Source organism: Schlesneria paludicola DSM 18645 (genome assembly GCF_000255655.1).
Lineage (GTDB): Bacteria > Planctomycetota > Planctomycetia > Planctomycetales > Planctomycetaceae > Schlesneria > Schlesneria paludicola.
In genome coordinates this window covers 164,164-181,290 of the sequence record NZ_JH636436.1, presented here as the reverse complement: position 1 = coordinate 181,290, position 17,127 = coordinate 164,164, and the positions used below count along the sequence as shown (strand labels likewise).

Annotated in this window: 14 protein-coding genes; 9 read left to right on the top strand and 5 right to left on the bottom strand. The window is 56.4% G+C overall.

Going from position 1 to position 17,127, the window contains the following annotated elements:
• Positions 1 to 333: 333 nt before the first annotated feature.
• From OSO_RS0133785 to OSO_RS0133775, 3 genes are all read left to right on the top strand, one after another.
• Entirely contained in the window at positions 334 to 1,770 is a 1,437-nt protein-coding gene (locus OSO_RS0133785; RefSeq protein WP_010587283.1) for a WD40 repeat domain-containing protein, read from the top strand.
• Between the two features lie 560 nt (positions 1,771 to 2,330).
• Positions 2,331 to 2,927 carry a hypothetical protein gene (locus OSO_RS0133780; protein WP_010587282.1) on the top strand — a complete coding sequence of 199 codons (597 nt, stop codon included), beginning with the start codon at positions 2,331 to 2,333 and terminating at the stop codon, positions 2,925 to 2,927.
• Positions 2,928 to 3,144: 217 nt separating this feature from the next.
• Positions 3,145 to 4,083 carry a catalase family peroxidase gene (locus tag OSO_RS0133775; protein ID WP_010587281.1) on the top strand — a complete coding sequence of 313 codons (939 nt, stop codon included), beginning with the start codon at positions 3,145 to 3,147 and terminating at the stop codon, positions 4,081 to 4,083.
• A 156-nt stretch (positions 4,084 to 4,239) separates the two neighbouring features.
• On the opposite strand, the gene OSO_RS0133765 is transcribed toward OSO_RS0133775, so the two are convergent.
• Positions 4,240 to 4,545: a hypothetical protein gene (locus OSO_RS0133765; protein ID WP_029247755.1), complete on the bottom strand. Its 306-nt coding sequence runs from the start codon at positions 4,543 to 4,545 to the stop codon at positions 4,240 to 4,242.
• Between the two features lie 326 nt (positions 4,546 to 4,871).
• On the opposite strand from OSO_RS0133765, the gene OSO_RS50220 reads away from it, so the two are divergent.
• Positions 4,872 to 5,066, top strand: coding sequence for a YheU family protein (locus OSO_RS50220; RefSeq protein WP_010587279.1), 195 nt, complete (start codon positions 4,872 to 4,874; stop codon positions 5,064 to 5,066).
• 10 nt (positions 5,067 to 5,076) lie between these two features.
• Here OSO_RS50220 and OSO_RS0133755 read toward each other — a convergent pair whose 3' ends face one another.
• Complete coding sequence (locus OSO_RS0133755) at positions 5,077 to 6,030, bottom strand: phosphotransferase family protein (RefSeq protein ID WP_010587278.1); 954 nt, start codon at positions 6,028 to 6,030, stop codon at positions 5,077 to 5,079.
• Between the two features lie 255 nt (positions 6,031 to 6,285).
• Between OSO_RS0133755 and OSO_RS46195 the strand changes: the two genes are divergently transcribed.
• Positions 6,286 to 7,212, top strand: a complete 927-nt coding sequence (locus OSO_RS46195; protein WP_010587277.1) for a PP2C family protein-serine/threonine phosphatase — start codon at positions 6,286 to 6,288, stop codon at positions 7,210 to 7,212.
• 33 nt (positions 7,213 to 7,245) lie between these two features.
• Complete coding sequence (mgtA, locus tag OSO_RS0133745; protein ID WP_010587276.1) at positions 7,246 to 9,771, top strand: magnesium-translocating P-type ATPase; 2,526 nt, start codon at positions 7,246 to 7,248, stop codon at positions 9,769 to 9,771.
• A 280-nt stretch (positions 9,772 to 10,051) separates the two neighbouring features.
• On the opposite strand, the gene OSO_RS46190 is transcribed toward mgtA, so the two are convergent.
• Together OSO_RS46190 and OSO_RS0133730 are read right to left on the bottom strand one after the other, a co-directional pair.
• Entirely contained in the window at positions 10,052 to 12,118 is a 2,067-nt protein-coding gene (locus tag OSO_RS46190; RefSeq protein WP_010587275.1) for a fused MFS/spermidine synthase, read from the bottom strand.
• Positions 12,119 to 12,611: 493 nt separating this feature from the next.
• Positions 12,612 to 13,607 (bottom strand): adenosine kinase, encoded by a 996-nt coding sequence (locus tag OSO_RS0133730; RefSeq protein WP_010587274.1) that lies wholly within the window; start codon positions 13,605 to 13,607, stop codon positions 12,612 to 12,614.
• A gap of 472 nt (positions 13,608 to 14,079) precedes the next feature.
• Here OSO_RS0133730 and tnpA point away from each other — a divergent pair, with 472 nt between their 5' ends.
• A complete protein-coding gene (gene tnpA / locus OSO_RS52765) occupies positions 14,080 to 14,529 on the top strand; it encodes an IS200/IS605 family transposase (RefSeq protein WP_010587273.1) in 450 nt (149 codons plus the stop codon).
• Positions 14,530 to 14,694: 165 nt separating this feature from the next.
• On the opposite strand, the gene OSO_RS0133710 is transcribed toward tnpA, so the two are convergent.
• On the bottom strand, positions 14,695 to 15,117 hold the full coding sequence (locus OSO_RS0133710) for a secondary thiamine-phosphate synthase enzyme YjbQ (RefSeq protein WP_010587272.1): 423 nt from the start codon (positions 15,115 to 15,117) through the stop codon (positions 14,695 to 14,697).
• Positions 15,118 to 15,262: 145 nt separating this feature from the next.
• Between OSO_RS0133710 and OSO_RS46185 the strand changes: the two genes are divergently transcribed.
• Entirely contained in the window at positions 15,263 to 16,054 is a 792-nt protein-coding gene (locus OSO_RS46185) for a hypothetical protein (RefSeq protein WP_157605843.1), read from the top strand.
• Positions 16,055 to 16,100: 46 nt separating this feature from the next.
• Positions 16,101 to 16,922: an SDR family NAD(P)-dependent oxidoreductase gene (locus OSO_RS46180; protein WP_010587270.1), complete on the top strand. Its 822-nt coding sequence runs from the start codon at positions 16,101 to 16,103 to the stop codon at positions 16,920 to 16,922.
• Positions 16,923 to 17,127 lie beyond the last annotated feature (205 nt).

Below are 17,127 nucleotides of genomic sequence, written 5' to 3'. Positions count from 1 at the left end.
GCCTGCCACGATTCCTCTGCAGACGGTACGGTGCGCTCCTTATGGCGGACTTCCGAAACGGCTCGTGTCACCGTCGACATACAAGAGAATTGACCTCGCCACAACATTCTGTTGCGGGCAGAAACCTGTCTGACAGAACAGATCGGAATCTGCAGAGACAGTTTGTCACTTGCCTCCAAACAATTCGTAGACACATACTGTCCACGTCATGGACACATCAGCTGTGCTTGCCAGGATATTGGTCCGTTGACAGATCGGACTTCGGAATGGTGGTCGAAGTCGATGTGTCTGGGACAGGCACAGTCGAGACACACTCCACTTGAGAGATCGATCATGACAAATCTCGCTCGAACGTGGACTTGCCGGTGCATCGTTGCCGCCATAGTTCCCATGGTGATGCTGCTCGCATCCAATCCGCTGCCTGCGGCAGGAGACGAGGGAAATGGCCGGGGCATCATTCTCGATCAGAATGATCCAGAACGGGAGATCGATTGGCAATCACTCTATGGAACGGAAATGCCGATCGAATCGGTCAAAGCTCGTCTGTTCGAAATCCTCGAACATCGAATCGATGCAGCCGATCGCGCTTATGGGCTGAGTGATGCTCAAAAGAAAAAACTGGAGTTTGTCGGTCGAATTTCGATCAAACAGCTTTTCGATCGGATGGCAAAGCATGAAATTCCCAAGCCGAACAACAGGCTGACAATGAAGTTCAAAGTCTCGGAACAACAGGCCGTGCGATCCGAGCTGCTATTGGGTCCCTTTGGCGATGATTCGCTGTACGGCAAGACACTTCGAACCGTGCTCACCCCCGAACAGGTGGCCAAATACAGCGAACGACAACGACTGGCGACGACTTCTAACCGGCCAATCTCTGTCACCAATGCAAAAGATCTGGTGAAAGTTTCGATGTGTCAAAAGAATGTCTTTGAGATTGGCTGGAGTCGCGATGGAACCCAGTTAGGGCTGCTGGAATTTGATAAACAGATCGAGATCTCTTCGTCGGCAACAGGCGAAGTTCTTCGTGTCTTGGGCGAAGGAAAACGCTGTGTTCATTTTGACTTCTCCCCTGACAACCATGTAATTGCCATCGGCGAAAATTCGAACGTCGCCTCCATTTTGGACCTTTCCAAAGGTACTGAGATTTCATTGCAGGCAGGGCAACCTCAGCCGAGTGTTAGATTCAGCCCTGATGGAAAGACCCTTGTAACGGGAGGGTACGGGACGAAGGCCAAACTCTGGTCCGTTGCCACGGGGGAACAGCTTCGGGAGTTTGATGTTGGTGAAGTGAAAGGGGGCCTGCGAGCAATCTTCAGCCCGGATGGGTCTGTGTTAGCAGTCGGCAACCGCAATTCGATAACGTCCCTGTTTGAGGCTGCTACGGGGAAATGGTTGCACAGCTTTTCGATCGCGCAGTCGCAGGGATTGAATTTCGACCCGTCCAGTAAAACGTTGGCCGTCGCGTACGTCAGCGGGCGACTCGCCCTATGGGAAGTCGAGCGCGGAGTACTCAAGAAAGACCTGCGGACCTGGGCGGAAGAACTCTACTCCGTCGATTGGTCACCTGACGGCAGCGTCCTGGTTACAGCTGGCCACAACGCGGCAGTAACGCTATGGGACGCATCGGATTTGTCAGTGTTACGCGAAATCGAAGCTCCCGAGTGGGTCATCACGGCCCGATTCAGTCCTGATGGATCGAAATTGATATTTTCAGGCGGTGGCCGTCTTCAACACTCCGATCGTCGCATCGAGACTTGGGCTGTCCCTTGATAGATTCCCATTCTTTCTGAAATGCTCCCGAACAGTGATGACTGATCATCTCGACGATGCTCAAAATCGCTGGAGCTGGCGATCATCGCCTGGGGCATTCCTTCAAGCGTTGGATCGCCCGAACCCTAGTCGCGTGGCGAATCGGAGGGCGCGGTAAGTGGCGTACCACTGACGGCGGGCGCGGTTCAGAGAAAAGCGACGTTTTCGTGTTCCGTCTGGCATGATGAATCTCCCCCCTGAACCAGGCGGCAGGAGCAACTTTCTGCTCAACCATGGTTCCCGATAAGAAGATTGTCGGGTCGACCGCCGGATGATTGCTAAAAATCCCGCGACCGAATTCGATTCGCGGAATTTCCATTCCATCAGCACGTCGCGCCGTCCCCCAACTTTCACCACACACGCACCCGATACAAACGCATTTGAGCCTCACGCGAGACTTCTCACCGACAACGGCTTCTCCATCCTGACGCGGCAATTGGAAAAGTCCCCTCCCCGAGGCAAGACATTCACGGTATATTTGCCCTTCGAGCCGTATCCTCACCTTGGCGAGCATTCAATTCATGACCAATTTCCTGCCCGGCGGGCGGCGAACGATCGGCGTCGTGGTGCTGTTGATCGCGTGTATCGTCATGGGAATCTGGCTTCGAGGCCGGGCCATCGCAACGGAAATCGCCTTCGGTCCCAGCGATCAGAATCCCACTGCACGTTACAAGAACTTCTACAACGTCCCTGGCATGAGCTCGAAGGGCCACATTGAGGCGAAGTCATTCCAGCAACTGATATCCGGAGATGGAATCACCTGGAGACGGCTGGAAGCCACGAACCCTGATTCACTGCTTTGCTATCCCAGGGTTTGGCATGAAACACGCTACGACGCATTCGCATCCCTCGACGAGTACCACTGGCGGTGGCAACTGGGCGGGTTCGATTTCGGTCAGCGCCGAAAAGGGCTGAATCCCGGAAACATCAGCGTCGTCGGCTCGACCCTCGAGGAATACGCGAAAACAGAACCACGAGTGACGATGTCATTTTGGACCATCCCCTACTGGTTCATTGTCCTTTCACTGGCTCTGGTCTCTGCTTGGCTTCTTCTGGCCCCACGACGCGCCAAATCATCAAAACCACCTGTCGTGCTGGAATCCATCGAACCACGTTGACACGAGGATATCCCAGGGACTCGTTCGGCTGAGATTCAAAAAACGCCATGACGTTGTGATGATCCGGTGAATGCCCCCTCGGTTTCAATCGGGCGCTCATGCGTTCACCCCATACGGTCAAGTTTTCTGGTGTGACGACGCTGAACGACTAAGATCATCATTATTGCGCGCTCAGTCCAAACGGAATGAAGCTGTTCCCCATTTTGGAGTTCTTCTAATGCCGTCCAAACTCACTACGGATTTGCTCGATGTGCTCGACACGCTTGCGGGTGGTGTTCACGCGGGATTTCGGCCGGCGCATGCCCATGGTGTGATGTACTCCGGTATGTTCGCTCCCACTCCCGAGGCGGCCACGCTGACACGCGCCCCGCACGCTGTTCGAGAGTCAACTCCGGTGACAGTTCGGTTTTCCGTGTCGGCAGGTGTCCCCACCATCGCCGAAAATGATGCGAAAGGATCGAGCCCCCAGGGAATGGCGATCCGATTCCATCTGGCCGATCACGTTCATACCGACATCGTCGCACACTCGCACAATGGATTCGCGGCACGGACGGGTGAGGAGTTTCTGGAATTTCTGCGAGCCGTCGCTGCCAGTGGTCCCGGCAGTCCAGAACCGCCGCCGATCGCCGCCTTTCTCGCGTCGCATCCCGCTGCAAAGGCGTTCGCCGAGGCACCCAAGCCGATTCCCAAAAGCTATGCCTCGCAGAAGTACTTCGCAATGACGGCATTCCAATTCACCAATGCTGGGGGCCAAAGCCAGTTTGGTCGTTTCCAGATACGTCCCCATGCCGCCATTGAAGTCTTGACTGCCGAAGAAGCTGCCAAGAAGCCCACCGATTTTCTGTCTGCCGAATTCTCACAGCGACTCGCCCAGAGCCCGGTGAAATTCGATGTCATGGTTCAATTGGCCGAGCCGACGGACGACGTCACCGACGCAACAAAAGTTTGGCCCGAAAGTCGGAAACAACTTAAACTTGGAACAGTGACCATCACCGCCCGCGTGGACGAGTTGGCCCCTGAACAACGGAAAGTCATCTTCGACCCTGTGCCCCGTGTCGATGGCATTGATTCGGCGGGCGACCCCCTGACCGCGGTCCGATCCGAGATCTACCTGCTCAGCGGTCGACGAAGACGCACGAGCGGCAAGATTGAGTAGACCCAATCCCGGATCAATAGACCGATGAACGGCCCTTCCGCAGAACAACTTGCCTGTGGAAGGGGTTCGTCGAAATCGTCATCACAAGACCCCTGTCAGGCATCGAATGACTGTCAGCGATCGATGTCAGGAACTGGTCACTGACAGTGACATTCGTCATTTGACCTGACGTGAGATCTGTGCGTTCAACATCGCGGCGAGTGAGCTCTCCGTTAAACTGGGAATCTCACTCGGCGACAATTCGAGGATCACCGGTGGCATCTGCCCGGGAACGACCAGTCGAATCATTCGCCCTTCGCCAGCCGTACCGCCGGTCCAAATGGGCCTTTGCGTACTCGCTAACACTTTGACAACGAAACGGAGGACTCCCGATTCCAGAGTCGTCAAATGCTTTTCTTCCCGCTCCGTCAACATCGTATAACTCATCATGTTGATCTTGGCGTCTTCCTTTGTTGTCGGCATCCAGTTGTGCTCGATCCTGGCCACGTACCCCGTCGCAGTTCCTTCCCCCCGTCGCCTGACAGCGACACGAAAAGGACCACGCAAAACGGATTTCCAAACGGATCTGCCGCTCTCAAAGAACAGCAGACACCACACACTATCATACCCATTTGCTCGCCATTACGCGGCATGGAATACACATCATACCCAGTTCCTGCACCGCGAAACACCCTATTTCATTGAGGCTCTTCAGCTTACAATTTCCCACGTGTATCAAATCAGACCACGATTCCGGTGATTTGGAACGAGGGCAGACACGCTGTCCAGGTAGGGAAGAGACGGGTTGCATGCGCATTCCACATCGACAATTGGTCCCGGCTACCCTTCGCGCGATCGTGGAAGAGTTTGTCACCCGCGATGGCACGGACCATTCTTTGGTCGAGCCCCGGATTGCACTCGTGCTTCGTCAACTCGATGCCGGCACACTCGAACTTCACTTTGAACACGAGTCCAATACGTGCAATATCCTGCCCTTGAACTGAATGATCGTGGTCATCGCGATTCAAAAAACAGGGGCCGACCGATCGCAATCGCCTTCAGCATCTGCATTGCCCGCTGAAAGTAGACGGGATCACGTTCCGGTGCCCACGAGGCGATCTCAAACATCAGTCCCAGCAGGTGCCAATGCACACGGTCATCAAAACCGACTTCGAACGGACCGTAACCACAAACAAATGCCGCATGACGATGCCTGTCGCCACACAGATCCTTGAACCACATGTCCGCTAGGTCCTGTGCCGGGTCACCGAATCGGCATCTCTCGAAGTCCAAGAGACCGCTGACAGTGACACCCTGGCCGTGCAGATCGACCAAAGCGTTTCGTGAGGAAAAATCACCGTGGACGAAACGGGGTTCAGCCGGACCCGTGATCCGTTTGACCACAGCATCCATCGTGTTCGCGGCACTGACCATGAGCTGATGAAACGGCCCCGGTCTCTGCAAAGCGGCATCGCGACAATCGAGATAGCGCTGGAGTGATTCTGGAAAACAGCTCGCTTCAGGTCTCATAATCGCGTCGATCGTTTGTGTGGGATCGTCGGCGATACCGTGCAGTGTCCGCGCGATGCCCCCCCACTGCCGGAAGAACTCGACCGATTGCTCAGCTGTCATCAATTCTGCACTGGCGTCGGGACACTGTCCTTGAAGAGAACTGAGGGCAATCCAGGGTGTTCCATCCGTCAAAAATCCCTGTGCCAGAAACCGAGCAAGCGGAAGGTTGGTTCCGCGAAGCAACTGATACGCCGATCGCTCGCGCGCGAATTTCGACAGAGGCGCATGATGATAGATTTTCACGACAGCATCATTGTCATTGACGTTGAAGACTTCGGTGCGGTTCAGATAACCACTGATCTTTTTCAGCGTACACTGCCGCCCCAGCGCCTGCGAGACGCATGCCGTCAGCTCGTCCGTCGGCAGATCCGTGCGATAGGCATTCTGCGAGTTCATGCGGTTTCCTGCCGAATGAAAAACGTCGAATTCGAATCGACAACTTGTCCCATACCTGGCAAACGGCCGCCCCGAGCGTCAATTTGTCTTGTCTCTCGAATGTCTCGAACTGACCACCTGTTGAAATAACCGATTCTCGACGAACGGGCGATAGCAAGGCGGCTTCAGCCGGGGTACGCTTTTCACCGTGAATGTGATCGAGCCGGTCACAACGCGAATAAGGGTTGTTAAAGCGCGAAACGCAGGAGAACTTCCGTGGACAACGTCAGCTTGACAGACACCGAGGTCTTTCCAGCATCCACTTCAAACCAGAAAGCCACCTCGACGATCTCGTCACTGGTTGAGGTGGATCTCGGTGGCCTTTCTGATCCGGGCAAAACGAGACCCAACAACGAAGATACGTTCTTCGTCGCACGCTTTGATCGCGCCATGCAGACGCTCATGACAAACCTGCCACTCGGAGAGTATCCCGATACGAGTCACGAAACGGGATACGGCATGGTCGTGGCGGATGGTATGGGCGGACATGCCGCCGGTGAAGTTGCGAGTCGTACCGCGGTTCGCGTGCTGCTGGATTTGGTGCTGCAAACCCCCGACTGGATTATGCGACTTGACGATCAATGGGCCGATCAAATCTTCCGACGTACCGAGCAGCGCGTTCAGGCCATTCAAGAAGTCCTGACAAACGACGCCAAAGAGCATGCGAGCCTGACCGGAATGGGAACGACGCTCACACTCGCCTGCAGCGTGGGTGCCGAGCTTCTCGTGGCGCATGTTGGCGACTCGCGCGCCTATTTGATGCGTGAGGGACAACTTCGACGCTTGACTCACGATCAAACGGTGGCCCAAGCGATGGTGGATGCCGGAATCATTTCCGTCGAAGACGCGGCACAGCACCGCATGCGACATGCGCTGACCGGTGTTCTGTCGACAGGCAAAGGAAAAGTTCCCGTGGAATTCGGTCGCTTTCAATTGGCCGATGGCGACCAGGTGTTGCTTTGCACTGACGGGCTGACCGAAATGATTTCGGAGGCGGCCTTGGCCGAAGTGCTGCGTCAGCCTGGCACGTCAGATAAGATTTGCCGAACACTCGTCAACGCAGCCCTGCAGGCGGGCGGAAAGGACAACGTCACGGTGATCCTAGCCCGGTATCGTTTCCCCGCGAACAGCACGCCGATGTAAAGTTCACTTTGACTCATCTTTCATGGCACGAAAATGACCGATGAATCGGCAATGGCATTCTGGTCACCACCCGCCGACGAACTTCTTCAGCATTTGAATTCGTCCTCCAATGGCCTGTCGACTGTCGCGGCGGAACAGAAGCGCATCGAGATGCGAGGGAAAGATCTCAAGCGTCAGCCAACATCTCCCTGGTCCATTTTGGCGGCCCAGTTCAAAAGCCCAATTATTCTCTTGCTGTTCGGCTCGGCCGTGCTGTCGTATGTGCTGCAGGATCACACAAATGCCACCATCATTCTGGTGATTCTCGTCGCCAGCACCCTGCTCAGCTTCTTTCAGGAGTGGAGTGCCGCAAATGCCGTCGAGAAATTGCTCGCCGTTATTCAAACCGAGGCAACTGTCCTGCGCGGCGGTCAGCCCTGCCAGGTACCCGTCAATGCGGTGGTGCCAGGCGATGTCATCCTGCTTTCCGCGGGGAACGTCATACCCGGTGATGGCCGTCTGCTGGAATCACGAGACCTGTACGTCAACGAAGCGGCACTGACCGGAGAAAGCTTTCCCGCCGAAAAATCGCTCGCCGATCTCGATCCGCATTGTCCGCTCAGCCATCGCATCAACTCCGTATTCCTTGGTACGCATGTGATCAGCGGCAAAGGGACCGCGCTGATCGTCGAGACCGGTGCCGGCACGGAATTCGGCAAAGTCTCGGCCCGGTTGCAACAGCGTCCGCCGGAAAGCGGCTTTGAACGCGGCCTGCGCGATTTCGGAAACTTGCTGATCACAGTCACATTCTGCATCGTCGTCGTGGTGTTCTCGGTCAAGATCGCCACACACCAGCCGCTGGTCGATGCGTTGCTCTTTTCTCTCGCGTTGGCGGTCGGGATGACGCCGCAGCTTCTTCCCGCCATCACCAGTGTCGTCATGGCAACGGGCGCCAAAACCATGGCCCGCGAGAAGGTGATCGTGAAGCAACTGATCGCCATCGAAAACTTCGGTAGCATGACCGTACTTTGCTCCGACAAAACCGGCACACTGACAGAAGGTGAAGTCCGTCTGCACGCCGCTCATGATGCGAATGGTGAACCCAGCGACAGCGTTTTGCGACTCGCTTATTTCAACTCGGTGTTCCAGGCCGGATTCAACAATCCCATCGACCGCGCCATCCGAGACCACCAGACATTCGACACCGCTGGATTCGAGTGCGTGGACGAGATTCCCTATGACTTCGCTCGCAAACGGTTGAGCGTGCTCGTCTCCGAAAACGGCCAACGCTTGATGATCACCAAGGGCATGTTTGAGCAAATTCTGGCCTGCTGCACGTCCGTGGCATTGCCGGACCAGGTAGTTGAGCATCTCGCACCGCACGTCGAATCACTTCGGCGGCATTTCCTGGATCTCAGCAATCAGGGATATCGCGTGCTCGGATTGGCGTCACGATCGATGGCGGTTGAACGGATTGCCAAGTCTGATGAGCGCGACATGACTTTTGTCGGCTTCCTGATCTTTGCCGACCCTCCGAAAACCGGCATTGCCGAGACGCTTCGGCAACTGCGCGGACTTGGCATCTCTCTGAAAATCATCACCGGCGACAACCGCGTTGTGGCCGCGGCGGTCGGTCGACAAGTGGGTATCGATCATCCTGACGTGTTGACGGGCAGCGAATTGAGAACGCTCAACGATGACGCACTGCGCCATCGCGTCAATCACGTCGACTTGTTTGCGGAAATCGAGCCGAACCAGAAAGAACAGATCATCCTGGCGCTCAAGCGAACGGGACAGGTCGTCGGCTTCATGGGAGACGGCATCAACGATGCCTCGGCACTGCATGCGGCGGACGTCGGCATCTCTGTGGCCAGTGCGGTGGATGTCGCACGCGAAGCAGCACAGGTGGTCCTGCTGGAACACGATCTCAGCGTCTTGATTCGTGGAGTTCGCGAAGGTCGAAAAACATTTGCCAATACGTTGAAATATGTGTTTGTCGCGATCAGTGGAAACTTCGGTTACATGTTCAGCCTCGCCGTGGCATCGTTGTTCCTTCCGTTTGAACCGCTACTGCCCGGACAAATTCTGCTGATCAATCTGCTCGCCGATATCCCTGCCATGGCACTCGCGACGGACAGCGTTGATCCGGAACTGATCGACCGACCGCGACGCTGGGACGTTTCGACCGTGACGCGATTCATGCTGACGTTTGGTCTGACGAGTTCCACATTCGATTTCCTCACGTTCGGAGCAGTGCTGTATCTCTTCCATGCGGATGAAACACTGTTTCACACGTTATGGTTCATCGAATCGCTGCTGACCGGCCTGCTGATCCTGTTGATCGTCCGCACGCAACGACCGTTTTTCCGGAGCCAGACAAGCGTCTGGCTGGCCCTTGCCACCGGCGGTGCCGCCATTGTCGCCGTGTCCTTGCCCTACTTGCCGCTCCATCAGGAACTGGGCTTTACGCCCCCCACCTGGACCATGATCCTCACCGTCTTCGCGATTTCCGGCCTGTATGCTTTGGGAATGGAAACCGCGAAAGGTTTCTTCTATCGCGGTCCGCGAACTGCCCGATAAATGACATCACGGTTGCCGGCTCGCCCCAGTTCGCCAGAGGGAATCGTCGCGAAGGCAGAGACGTTCTTATTCGTTTACCTCGTTCGTTTACCTCGGACCTCGTTCCCAAGCTCCTGCTTGGTAACGCCTCTTGCGATTCGATCTTCTGTCGAGAAGGAAAGTAGCCTCGGACCGACGGACACATTTCCGAGGTGGAGGAAGCGTTCCCAAGCGGGAGCTTGGGAACGAGGAAAAGCGGGAGTTTGGGAACGATGGGAAAACACTTCCGAAGGACCTTCAACTACTGCAAGACCTCAAACAAATTGCTGCGATCGTCGGTCCAGACGATTGGCTTTCGGCCGAGCGGTTCTTCTGAGCCAGTACCGACACTCGCATTTAGCACATCGGCCCGACGCGACATCAGCGCCCAGACCGCCCGGAACGATCCCATCTCCGCGTTGGGGTCGTTGGCACGAATCCGTGTTACCAGCTCGAATTCATGAGCCAACCCAATCACGAGCGGCCGCAGGTCAAAATGCAAATTAGAAATGTGACAGGCCAACACGCCGTCCGGCTTCAGATGCCGCAGGTAGACCGCGATCGCCTCTTTGGTCAACAGGTGCGCCGGGATCGCATCACCTGAAAACGCGTCGAGGACCAGCACGTCGAACTGCTGTGGCGGTTCGAACTCCAGAGCCAATCTCGCATCACCAGTGACCATTCTTACTTCGGCCGGGCAGTCGCGGACGTACGTAAAATGCTCACGCGCCATCGTGATCACATCGGGATTGATTTCGTACAGTCGAAGACGATCTCCAGGCTGACCGTACGCCGCCAGCGTGCCGACCCCTAACCCGACAATTCCCACATGCTTGGGTTCACCGGGTCGCAGCCCCCGCATCAACTGCCCGACACCGGTCGATTCGGCGTAATACGCGGTTGGAATGCGACGCTTCTCGGCCGCTGTGAACTGTGAGCCATGTTCAATTCGCCCATGGGCCAGACGCACACGCTCCAGCGTACGCTCAGAATTCGGAAGGTGCTCGACCTTCAAGACGCCATAAAAGTTGCGGGCCACGGCCACCGATCCTTCGGCGTGACGCCCCGACTGCGACAGGATTCCGACCGACGCAAGCAGCGCCAAGGGAACGAGTGCCGATTGAAGCCACGTCGGCAGCGGCAACGTCATCCGGTCCTCGCGCATCCGCAGGCAGAGATAGAACAGGATGAATCCGATCATGCCGAAATGCAGCTCGTAGTACGAGACGAAGATGAGTGGAGCGATCAGTCCGACGAAGATGCCGCCTGCGGCTCCTCCCGCCGAGATCGTCAGAAAGAACGTTGTGAGTGACGTCGGAGCGGGCTTGAGTGCCACGAGTTCCCCATGACAAACCATGCACACGCAAAACATCGCGGAAAAATAGATTGCCACCTGCAACATCAGCGGTGTCTTTGAACCCAGGTTGCCCAGCAAAATCGACCCGAACAGCAAGACCGCCGATGCGGTGACATACGGCTTCCGCACATACCAGCGATCACTGTCGAAACAGAGGATGAACGAAATCAGGTACAGCGCCAGCGGCAGAACCCACAAAAAGGGAATCACGGCGACATCCAGACAGACCTGATTCGTCGTCGCCAGCAGCATCACGGAAGGCACCATCGCCAGACCGAACCAGATTCCGAGCATGCTCCACGACGGACGAGGTGCCTCAACGAATTTGTTCGCCGCAACTGGTTCCGGCGATTCCGCCGTTGCCCGCTGCCACATCCCAACCGCACTACCCGAACAAAGGATCGCAAATCCTGCAAAGAGGACCGACCACAGGATCGACTGAGTCGCAGTCGAAAACGTGCGTTCCACGACAAAGGGATACGACAACAACGCGAGCAGCGAGCCCAGATTGGAAAGCGAATACAGCCGATACGGTGACTGTCCGGTATGTGTCCGACTGAACCATCCCTGCAGCAATGGTCCCGTCGATGACAGAATAAAATAGGGCAGCCCGACGCTCGAAACCGTCAGCAGCATGATCTTGAAGGCCGGCCAATCGCTATTCGTCGGCTTCCACGACGGATCAGGCGTGATCGGCAAGCAAACCAACGCGGTGACCAAGAGCGTGATATGCAGATATCCCTGGTGTCGCGGCGAGAGATAACGGCTGGTTAAATGCGCATACGCATAACCTGCAAACAGCAGCATCTGAAAGACAAGCATGCAGGTCGTCCAGACAGCAGGTCCGCCGCCGAACCAGGGCAGAATGTACTTCCCGATGAGCGGCTGCACCTGAAAGAGCAGAAATGCACTCAGAAAGATCGTCACGGCATAGGCGATCGCCAATCCGCGTTCGGCATGTCGCTGGGTCATCGTCGTCGCCCTGTCGGAATCCCCGCTCAGGTTACAGCGAAAACACCGATTATTCCGACGGAATACCGCTTCGCACTCGGGGACATTCCCAACATAGCTCTCAAACAAAGGCGATGTCGCGAAAAGTCAACGCGAGCACCACCCTACCCCGTTCACCCCAACGCTGTGCTCGATTTTGGGCCCTGGCGAAGCCGTCAAGTTGTGTCGTACGCTTCAGGCCCAACGTGGCCGGTCCGTCTCCTAGCCAGGGTCGGAGGTGTCCTCGCCGTAGGCCCCGGACCAGACCACAATCAAAAAATCCGGAGGTCTGAAGGACCGGATCGTCACTTCGATTCCCAATGGGCAGGCAACCTGTCGATTTCGAAGCATTGGTTCGCAACAGAAAATCGAGGGGTCGGTCCTTCAGATCATTTACAAAGAAAAGCGCGTCGTCAACCGGAACCGCCGCAGAAGCGGAGCCACCAAGGCTCCGAACCCCAGCACACAGCCTCGCTCAAACTCCCTCAATCAACTTTGCCACTTCAGCACGCGTGAAGGGAGTTGCTAGTCGAGCCCCCAACTGAGCCACCACGCGGGCGGCGGCATGCGAAGCCAGATGGCCGGCCTGCTTCCAGGTCAACCCATTGGTGATCCCGTACAGAACACCGGCGGCATACATGTCACCGGCCCCCGTCGTATCGACCGCTTTCGTCGTAACCCCTTCGATGGGAATCGCAGCCCCGCCAGTCATCAGCAGCGAACCATCAGCGCCCAAAGTGAGCGCCACGTCCGCGGCATGGTGATGAATCTTCTGAGCACAATCGACCGGATCGACGAGCCCGGTCAGGCTGCGGGCTTCATCCAGATTACAGAACAGCAAATCGACCGAATCCTGGATCAGGCTCCAGAACAGGTCCCGATGCATGTTGATCAGGAACGGATCAGAAACGGTGAACGCCACCTTCACGTTGTTTTTCTTTGCCAGTTCGATCGCCTTCATCGCGGCGACCTTCGTGCTGTCACCCGCGAACAGATAGCCTTCGATATAGACGTACTTCGCCTTGCGAATTTCCGCCTCCGAAATATCGTCCGGTCCGAGCGTCGCGGACACGCCCAAGTGTGTCAACATGGTTCGCTGGGCATCGTCCGAGATCAGCACCACACAAGCCCCGGTCTGGCCCGCGGCGGGAGGAACCTCGTTCGTGACACCCAGGTCTCGCATATCCTTCAGCCAGAATTCGCCCAGTTCGTCGACACCCGTCTTGCCGGCATACGCTCCTTTGCCACCAAAGTCAGCCAGCCCGGCGATGGTATTGGCCGCCGAGCCACCAGCGCAGCGCGTGATCTTCGCCCCGCGAATAGTCTCAAGCACGCGTTTCTGCGTCGCTTCATCCACCAGCGTCATGATCCCCTTGGGAAACTGCAGTGTCTCCAGAACCGAATCATCAATCTGGGCCTGAATATCGACCAGAGAATTACCGACACCGTAGACGTCATAGCTGGTGGACATGAAAGATTCGCTTCCTCAGAAAACGTGATAAGCCCGCTGAACCAGCGACGAGCGTCAACTCCGCCGCCTGGCCGGGATCATTGTTGAACACATATCTAGCAGACGCCAACAAACCTTGCCACCAGCCACGCATTGCCAGCGGCAAAGTCGGCGTCGACCCGGCCTTCTGGCAATTCGGAGCCTTCCAGCATTGGGAACGCCATACCCCAGAACCTTCGTGGTCAGGACAACGGATTGATCTCGCGGCTGTGCCACATTGTCCTGATCCGCTCTTGTCGCGTCGCGAGCGATGCATCACAAATCTCCGATTTTGACACGTTGCGTCGATCCGAATTTCCTCGGCCCCAGCGGGGCCGAAGTGTACAAGCCCAGGGGTGCGATCGTTTCGATCGCTCCCCTGGGTTATGGTGATTTCTGAAAATTGCCCTGTAGGGGCAATTGGAGAACGAAGAGCCTGTCTCGGATTTTCAGTATGTCGCAATCACTCGCACGAAATCTGGTCCATTTGATCTTCAGTACAAAGAATCGAGAACCATTCATCCGGTCTGACCTGCGCGAGGAGCTTCATCGCTATGCATGTGGGGTACTACGTGATCTGGAGTCTCCAGCAATGGCCATGAATTCCGTTTCCGATCACGTTCACGTGCTTTTCAATCTTCATCGCACAAGATCGCTCTCCGACATTGTGAGGGAACTCAAACGAGCATCCTCAGTCTGGATGAAAGAACAAACTCGAATTGACGGAGGCATTTGGCAAGCAGGATTCGGCGCGTTTTCAGTCAGTCAATCCGCAGTTGAGGCTGTTACGGATTACATCAAACAGCAGGAGACTCATCATCGACACAAGTCGTTCCAAGAGGAGTTTCGCGAATTCTTGATTCGGCATGAGGTGACGTTCGATGAGCAACATCTCTGGGACTGAGTTTTTAGCTTTCCTTTCGACTTGTGGGCATGATGTCGATGTTCCGCGTGCCCTGACAGGGCACGGAAAACTGGAACGCATAACCCAGGGGAGCGATCGAAGCGCTCGCACCCCTGGGCTGGTACACTTCGGCCCCAGCGGGGCCGAGGAAACTGCACTCGTCGATCACTCTCCAATCACCTTGATCAGCACCTTCTTGGCTCGGCGGCCGTCGAACTCGCCGTAGAAGATTTGCTCCCATGGGCCGAAGTCGAGTTCGCCTTTGGTGATCGCGACAACAACTTCGCGGCCCATGATCTGCCGCTTCATGTGCGCGTCGGCATTGTCTTCGCCCGTCCGGTTATGGTGGTAGACCGTCGGGTCCTCGTTGAACGGGGCCAGCTTTTCCAACCATTGCACATAGTCTTGATGCAGGCCTGTTTCATCGTCGTTGATGAACACACTCGCCGTGATGTGCATCGCGTTCACCAGCACCATCCCTTCCTGGATGCCACTTTTCGCGACGGCTTGGGCGACTTGATGCGTGATGTTCACGAATCCCATTCGGGCGGGAACGTTCATCGTGAGGTGTTCGGTATGCGATTTCATGGTTCAAATCTTCCGTTGGCCACCTTGTATCGATTCTGACCCTCCCGCTTTACGCGGTTCGCTGATATTCTGCGCCGTGATTCCGCTGGATGGAAATCAATTCAGTCAACCAAGGTCAGACTCACGGATGAAAGGGATTTCGCAGGTGCATTCCGTCAATCGGCCCGGCCGCCATGCGATTCCACGTAGTCGACGACTCGCGATCGACGTGCTGCACTACCATCGAAAGGTCGATACGTGCGCGCACGATCGCTGGTTCGATCTCAGTCGCCTCGCCGAGATTCGATCGCGGCTGCCGTCACGGATTTCCTGGTCGATCCTGTTCCTTAAAGCCTTCGGAATCGTCGCGGCACGTCGACCTGTGCTGCGCCAGACGTACCAGCCCTGGCCCTGGCCGCATATTTATACTCACGAATTCAATGTCGCGATGCTGGCCATTCATCGCGTTCATCAAGACGAGCCCTGGGTCTTTCATGGCCGCTTCGAACGACCAGAAGAGCGGCCGCTGCCGCTCTTGCAGATTGATTTGAATCGTTACACGAATGATCCGCCCGATCGCATTTTCCGGCGGCAATGGCAGATGAGCGGTCTGCCAACCCTGGTACGTCGCGTCCTGTGGTGGTGGACGTTGAATGTCGCGCTTGGCGATCGCACGCGGCGTGTCGGGACGTTCTTCTTCACGACACTGGCCGCCAAAGGCGTCGAAATTCAGGACCCGCCGGCCTACTTTACCAGCAATCTGACATACGGGCCGCTGGATGAACGAAATCGATGTCGCGTGACGATGTCTTACGATCATCGACTCATGGACGGCTCGACGGTTGCCGATTGTCTGATCGAACTTGAAGAAACACTCAACGGCCTGATCGCGGACGAGCTGCAGCAAATCACGACCGCGGATGGGAAATCGCCAGACTCGACAGCGGCTCATTCATGACCAGGATCGCCAGCTGCGATCAGCAACATCATAAGGATAGACCAGCGTGAAAGAACTTCGCGAACGAACAGCATTGATTACAGGAGCGTCGCGCGGTCTGGGGCTGGTCATCGCCCGGTCTCTGGCACGTGAAGGGATGAATCTCGCGCTCGCCGCGCGTTCCGCCGAGACACTCGAGCGAGTCGCGGCCGAGCTTCGCACGCTAGGCGTTAAGGTCACGACAATTCCCACGGATGTCAGCAAGGAATCGGATCTCAGACATCTCGTCGATCAGACTCGGAAGGAATTCGGGACGATTGATCTGCTGGTCAACAACGCAGGCATCGAAGCGTTCCGTCCATTCCACCTGATCGAACCGGCCGACATTATCGAAACGCTGCAGGTGAACCTGACCGCAACCCTGCTGCTGACACGCTTCGTGCTGCCCCACATGCTGGAGGCCGGTCGCGGTCATATCGTGAATATGGCGTCGACCGCCGGAAAGTATGGTCCGGCGTATGGAGCCGCCTACGGGGCCTCCAAATCCGGAATGATCGCGTTCACGCAATCGCTACGCGGTGAGCTCTATAAGACCGGAGTTAGTGCCTCGGCCATCTGCCCCGGTTTTGCCAGAGATGGCGGCATCTACGAGGTCATCAGAGCGCGAACGGGAAAAAGCACACCGTGGTATCTGGGATCAACCTCGGCCGAAGCGGTCGCGCGTGCCGTCATCAAGGCGGTCAAACAGGACCGACCAGACTTGGTCGTCAATTTCCCCGCATTGCGACCGGTCTTCGCCTTGTGCCAGGCATTCCCGAGACTCGGTGAATGGATCGTCCGCACGACAACTCGACGCTACCTGAAGCTGGCCGCATCCCGCGAGTCGTGACACGTGAACAACCTGTTGAAGTTCGGGGAACGGGCACCTTGATGTTCACGATGTCATAGCGCATCTTAATCTGGCTGGAGTCAGTCCCCGTTCCTTCAAGAGACTGTTAGCCACTTCCTGGTCACGAATACTTTCCTGGTCGCAAACAAGAGGACAGATCAAGCGGCCGGCGCTCGACGAGTGGAACGAAAGACGCCCAGGGGTT

Bases quoted from the DNA above. Each gene is read 5' to 3' on its own strand.
- OSO_RS0133710 (WP_010587272.1), bottom strand. From the start codon at position 15,117: ATGAAATCGCATACCGAACACCTCACGATGAACGTTCCCGCCCGAATG.
- OSO_RS0133785 (WP_010587283.1), top strand. From the start codon at position 334: ATGACAAATCTCGCTCGAACGTGGACTTGCCGGTGCATCGTTGCCGCC.
- OSO_RS0133730 (WP_010587274.1), bottom strand. From the start codon at position 13,607: ATGTCCACCAGCTATGACGTCTACGGTGTCGGTAATTCTCTGGTCGAT.
- OSO_RS0133775 (WP_010587281.1), top strand. From the start codon at position 3,145: ATGCCGTCCAAACTCACTACGGATTTGCTCGATGTGCTCGACACGCTT.
- OSO_RS50220 (WP_010587279.1), top strand. From the start codon at position 4,872: ATGCGCATTCCACATCGACAATTGGTCCCGGCTACCCTTCGCGCGATC.
- OSO_RS0133765 (WP_029247755.1), bottom strand. From the start codon at position 4,545: ATGCCGACAACAAAGGAAGACGCCAAGATCAACATGATGAGTTATACG.
- OSO_RS46190 (WP_010587275.1), bottom strand. From the start codon at position 12,118: ATGACCCAGCGACATGCCGAACGCGGATTGGCGATCGCCTATGCCGTG.
- OSO_RS0133780 (WP_010587282.1), top strand. From the start codon at position 2,331: ATGACCAATTTCCTGCCCGGCGGGCGGCGAACGATCGGCGTCGTGGTG.
- OSO_RS0133755 (WP_010587278.1), bottom strand. From the start codon at position 6,030: ATGAACTCGCAGAATGCCTATCGCACGGATCTGCCGACGGACGAGCTG.
- mgtA (WP_010587276.1), top strand. From the start codon at position 7,246: ATGACCGATGAATCGGCAATGGCATTCTGGTCACCACCCGCCGACGAA.
- tnpA (WP_010587273.1), top strand. From the start codon at position 14,080: ATGTCGCAATCACTCGCACGAAATCTGGTCCATTTGATCTTCAGTACA.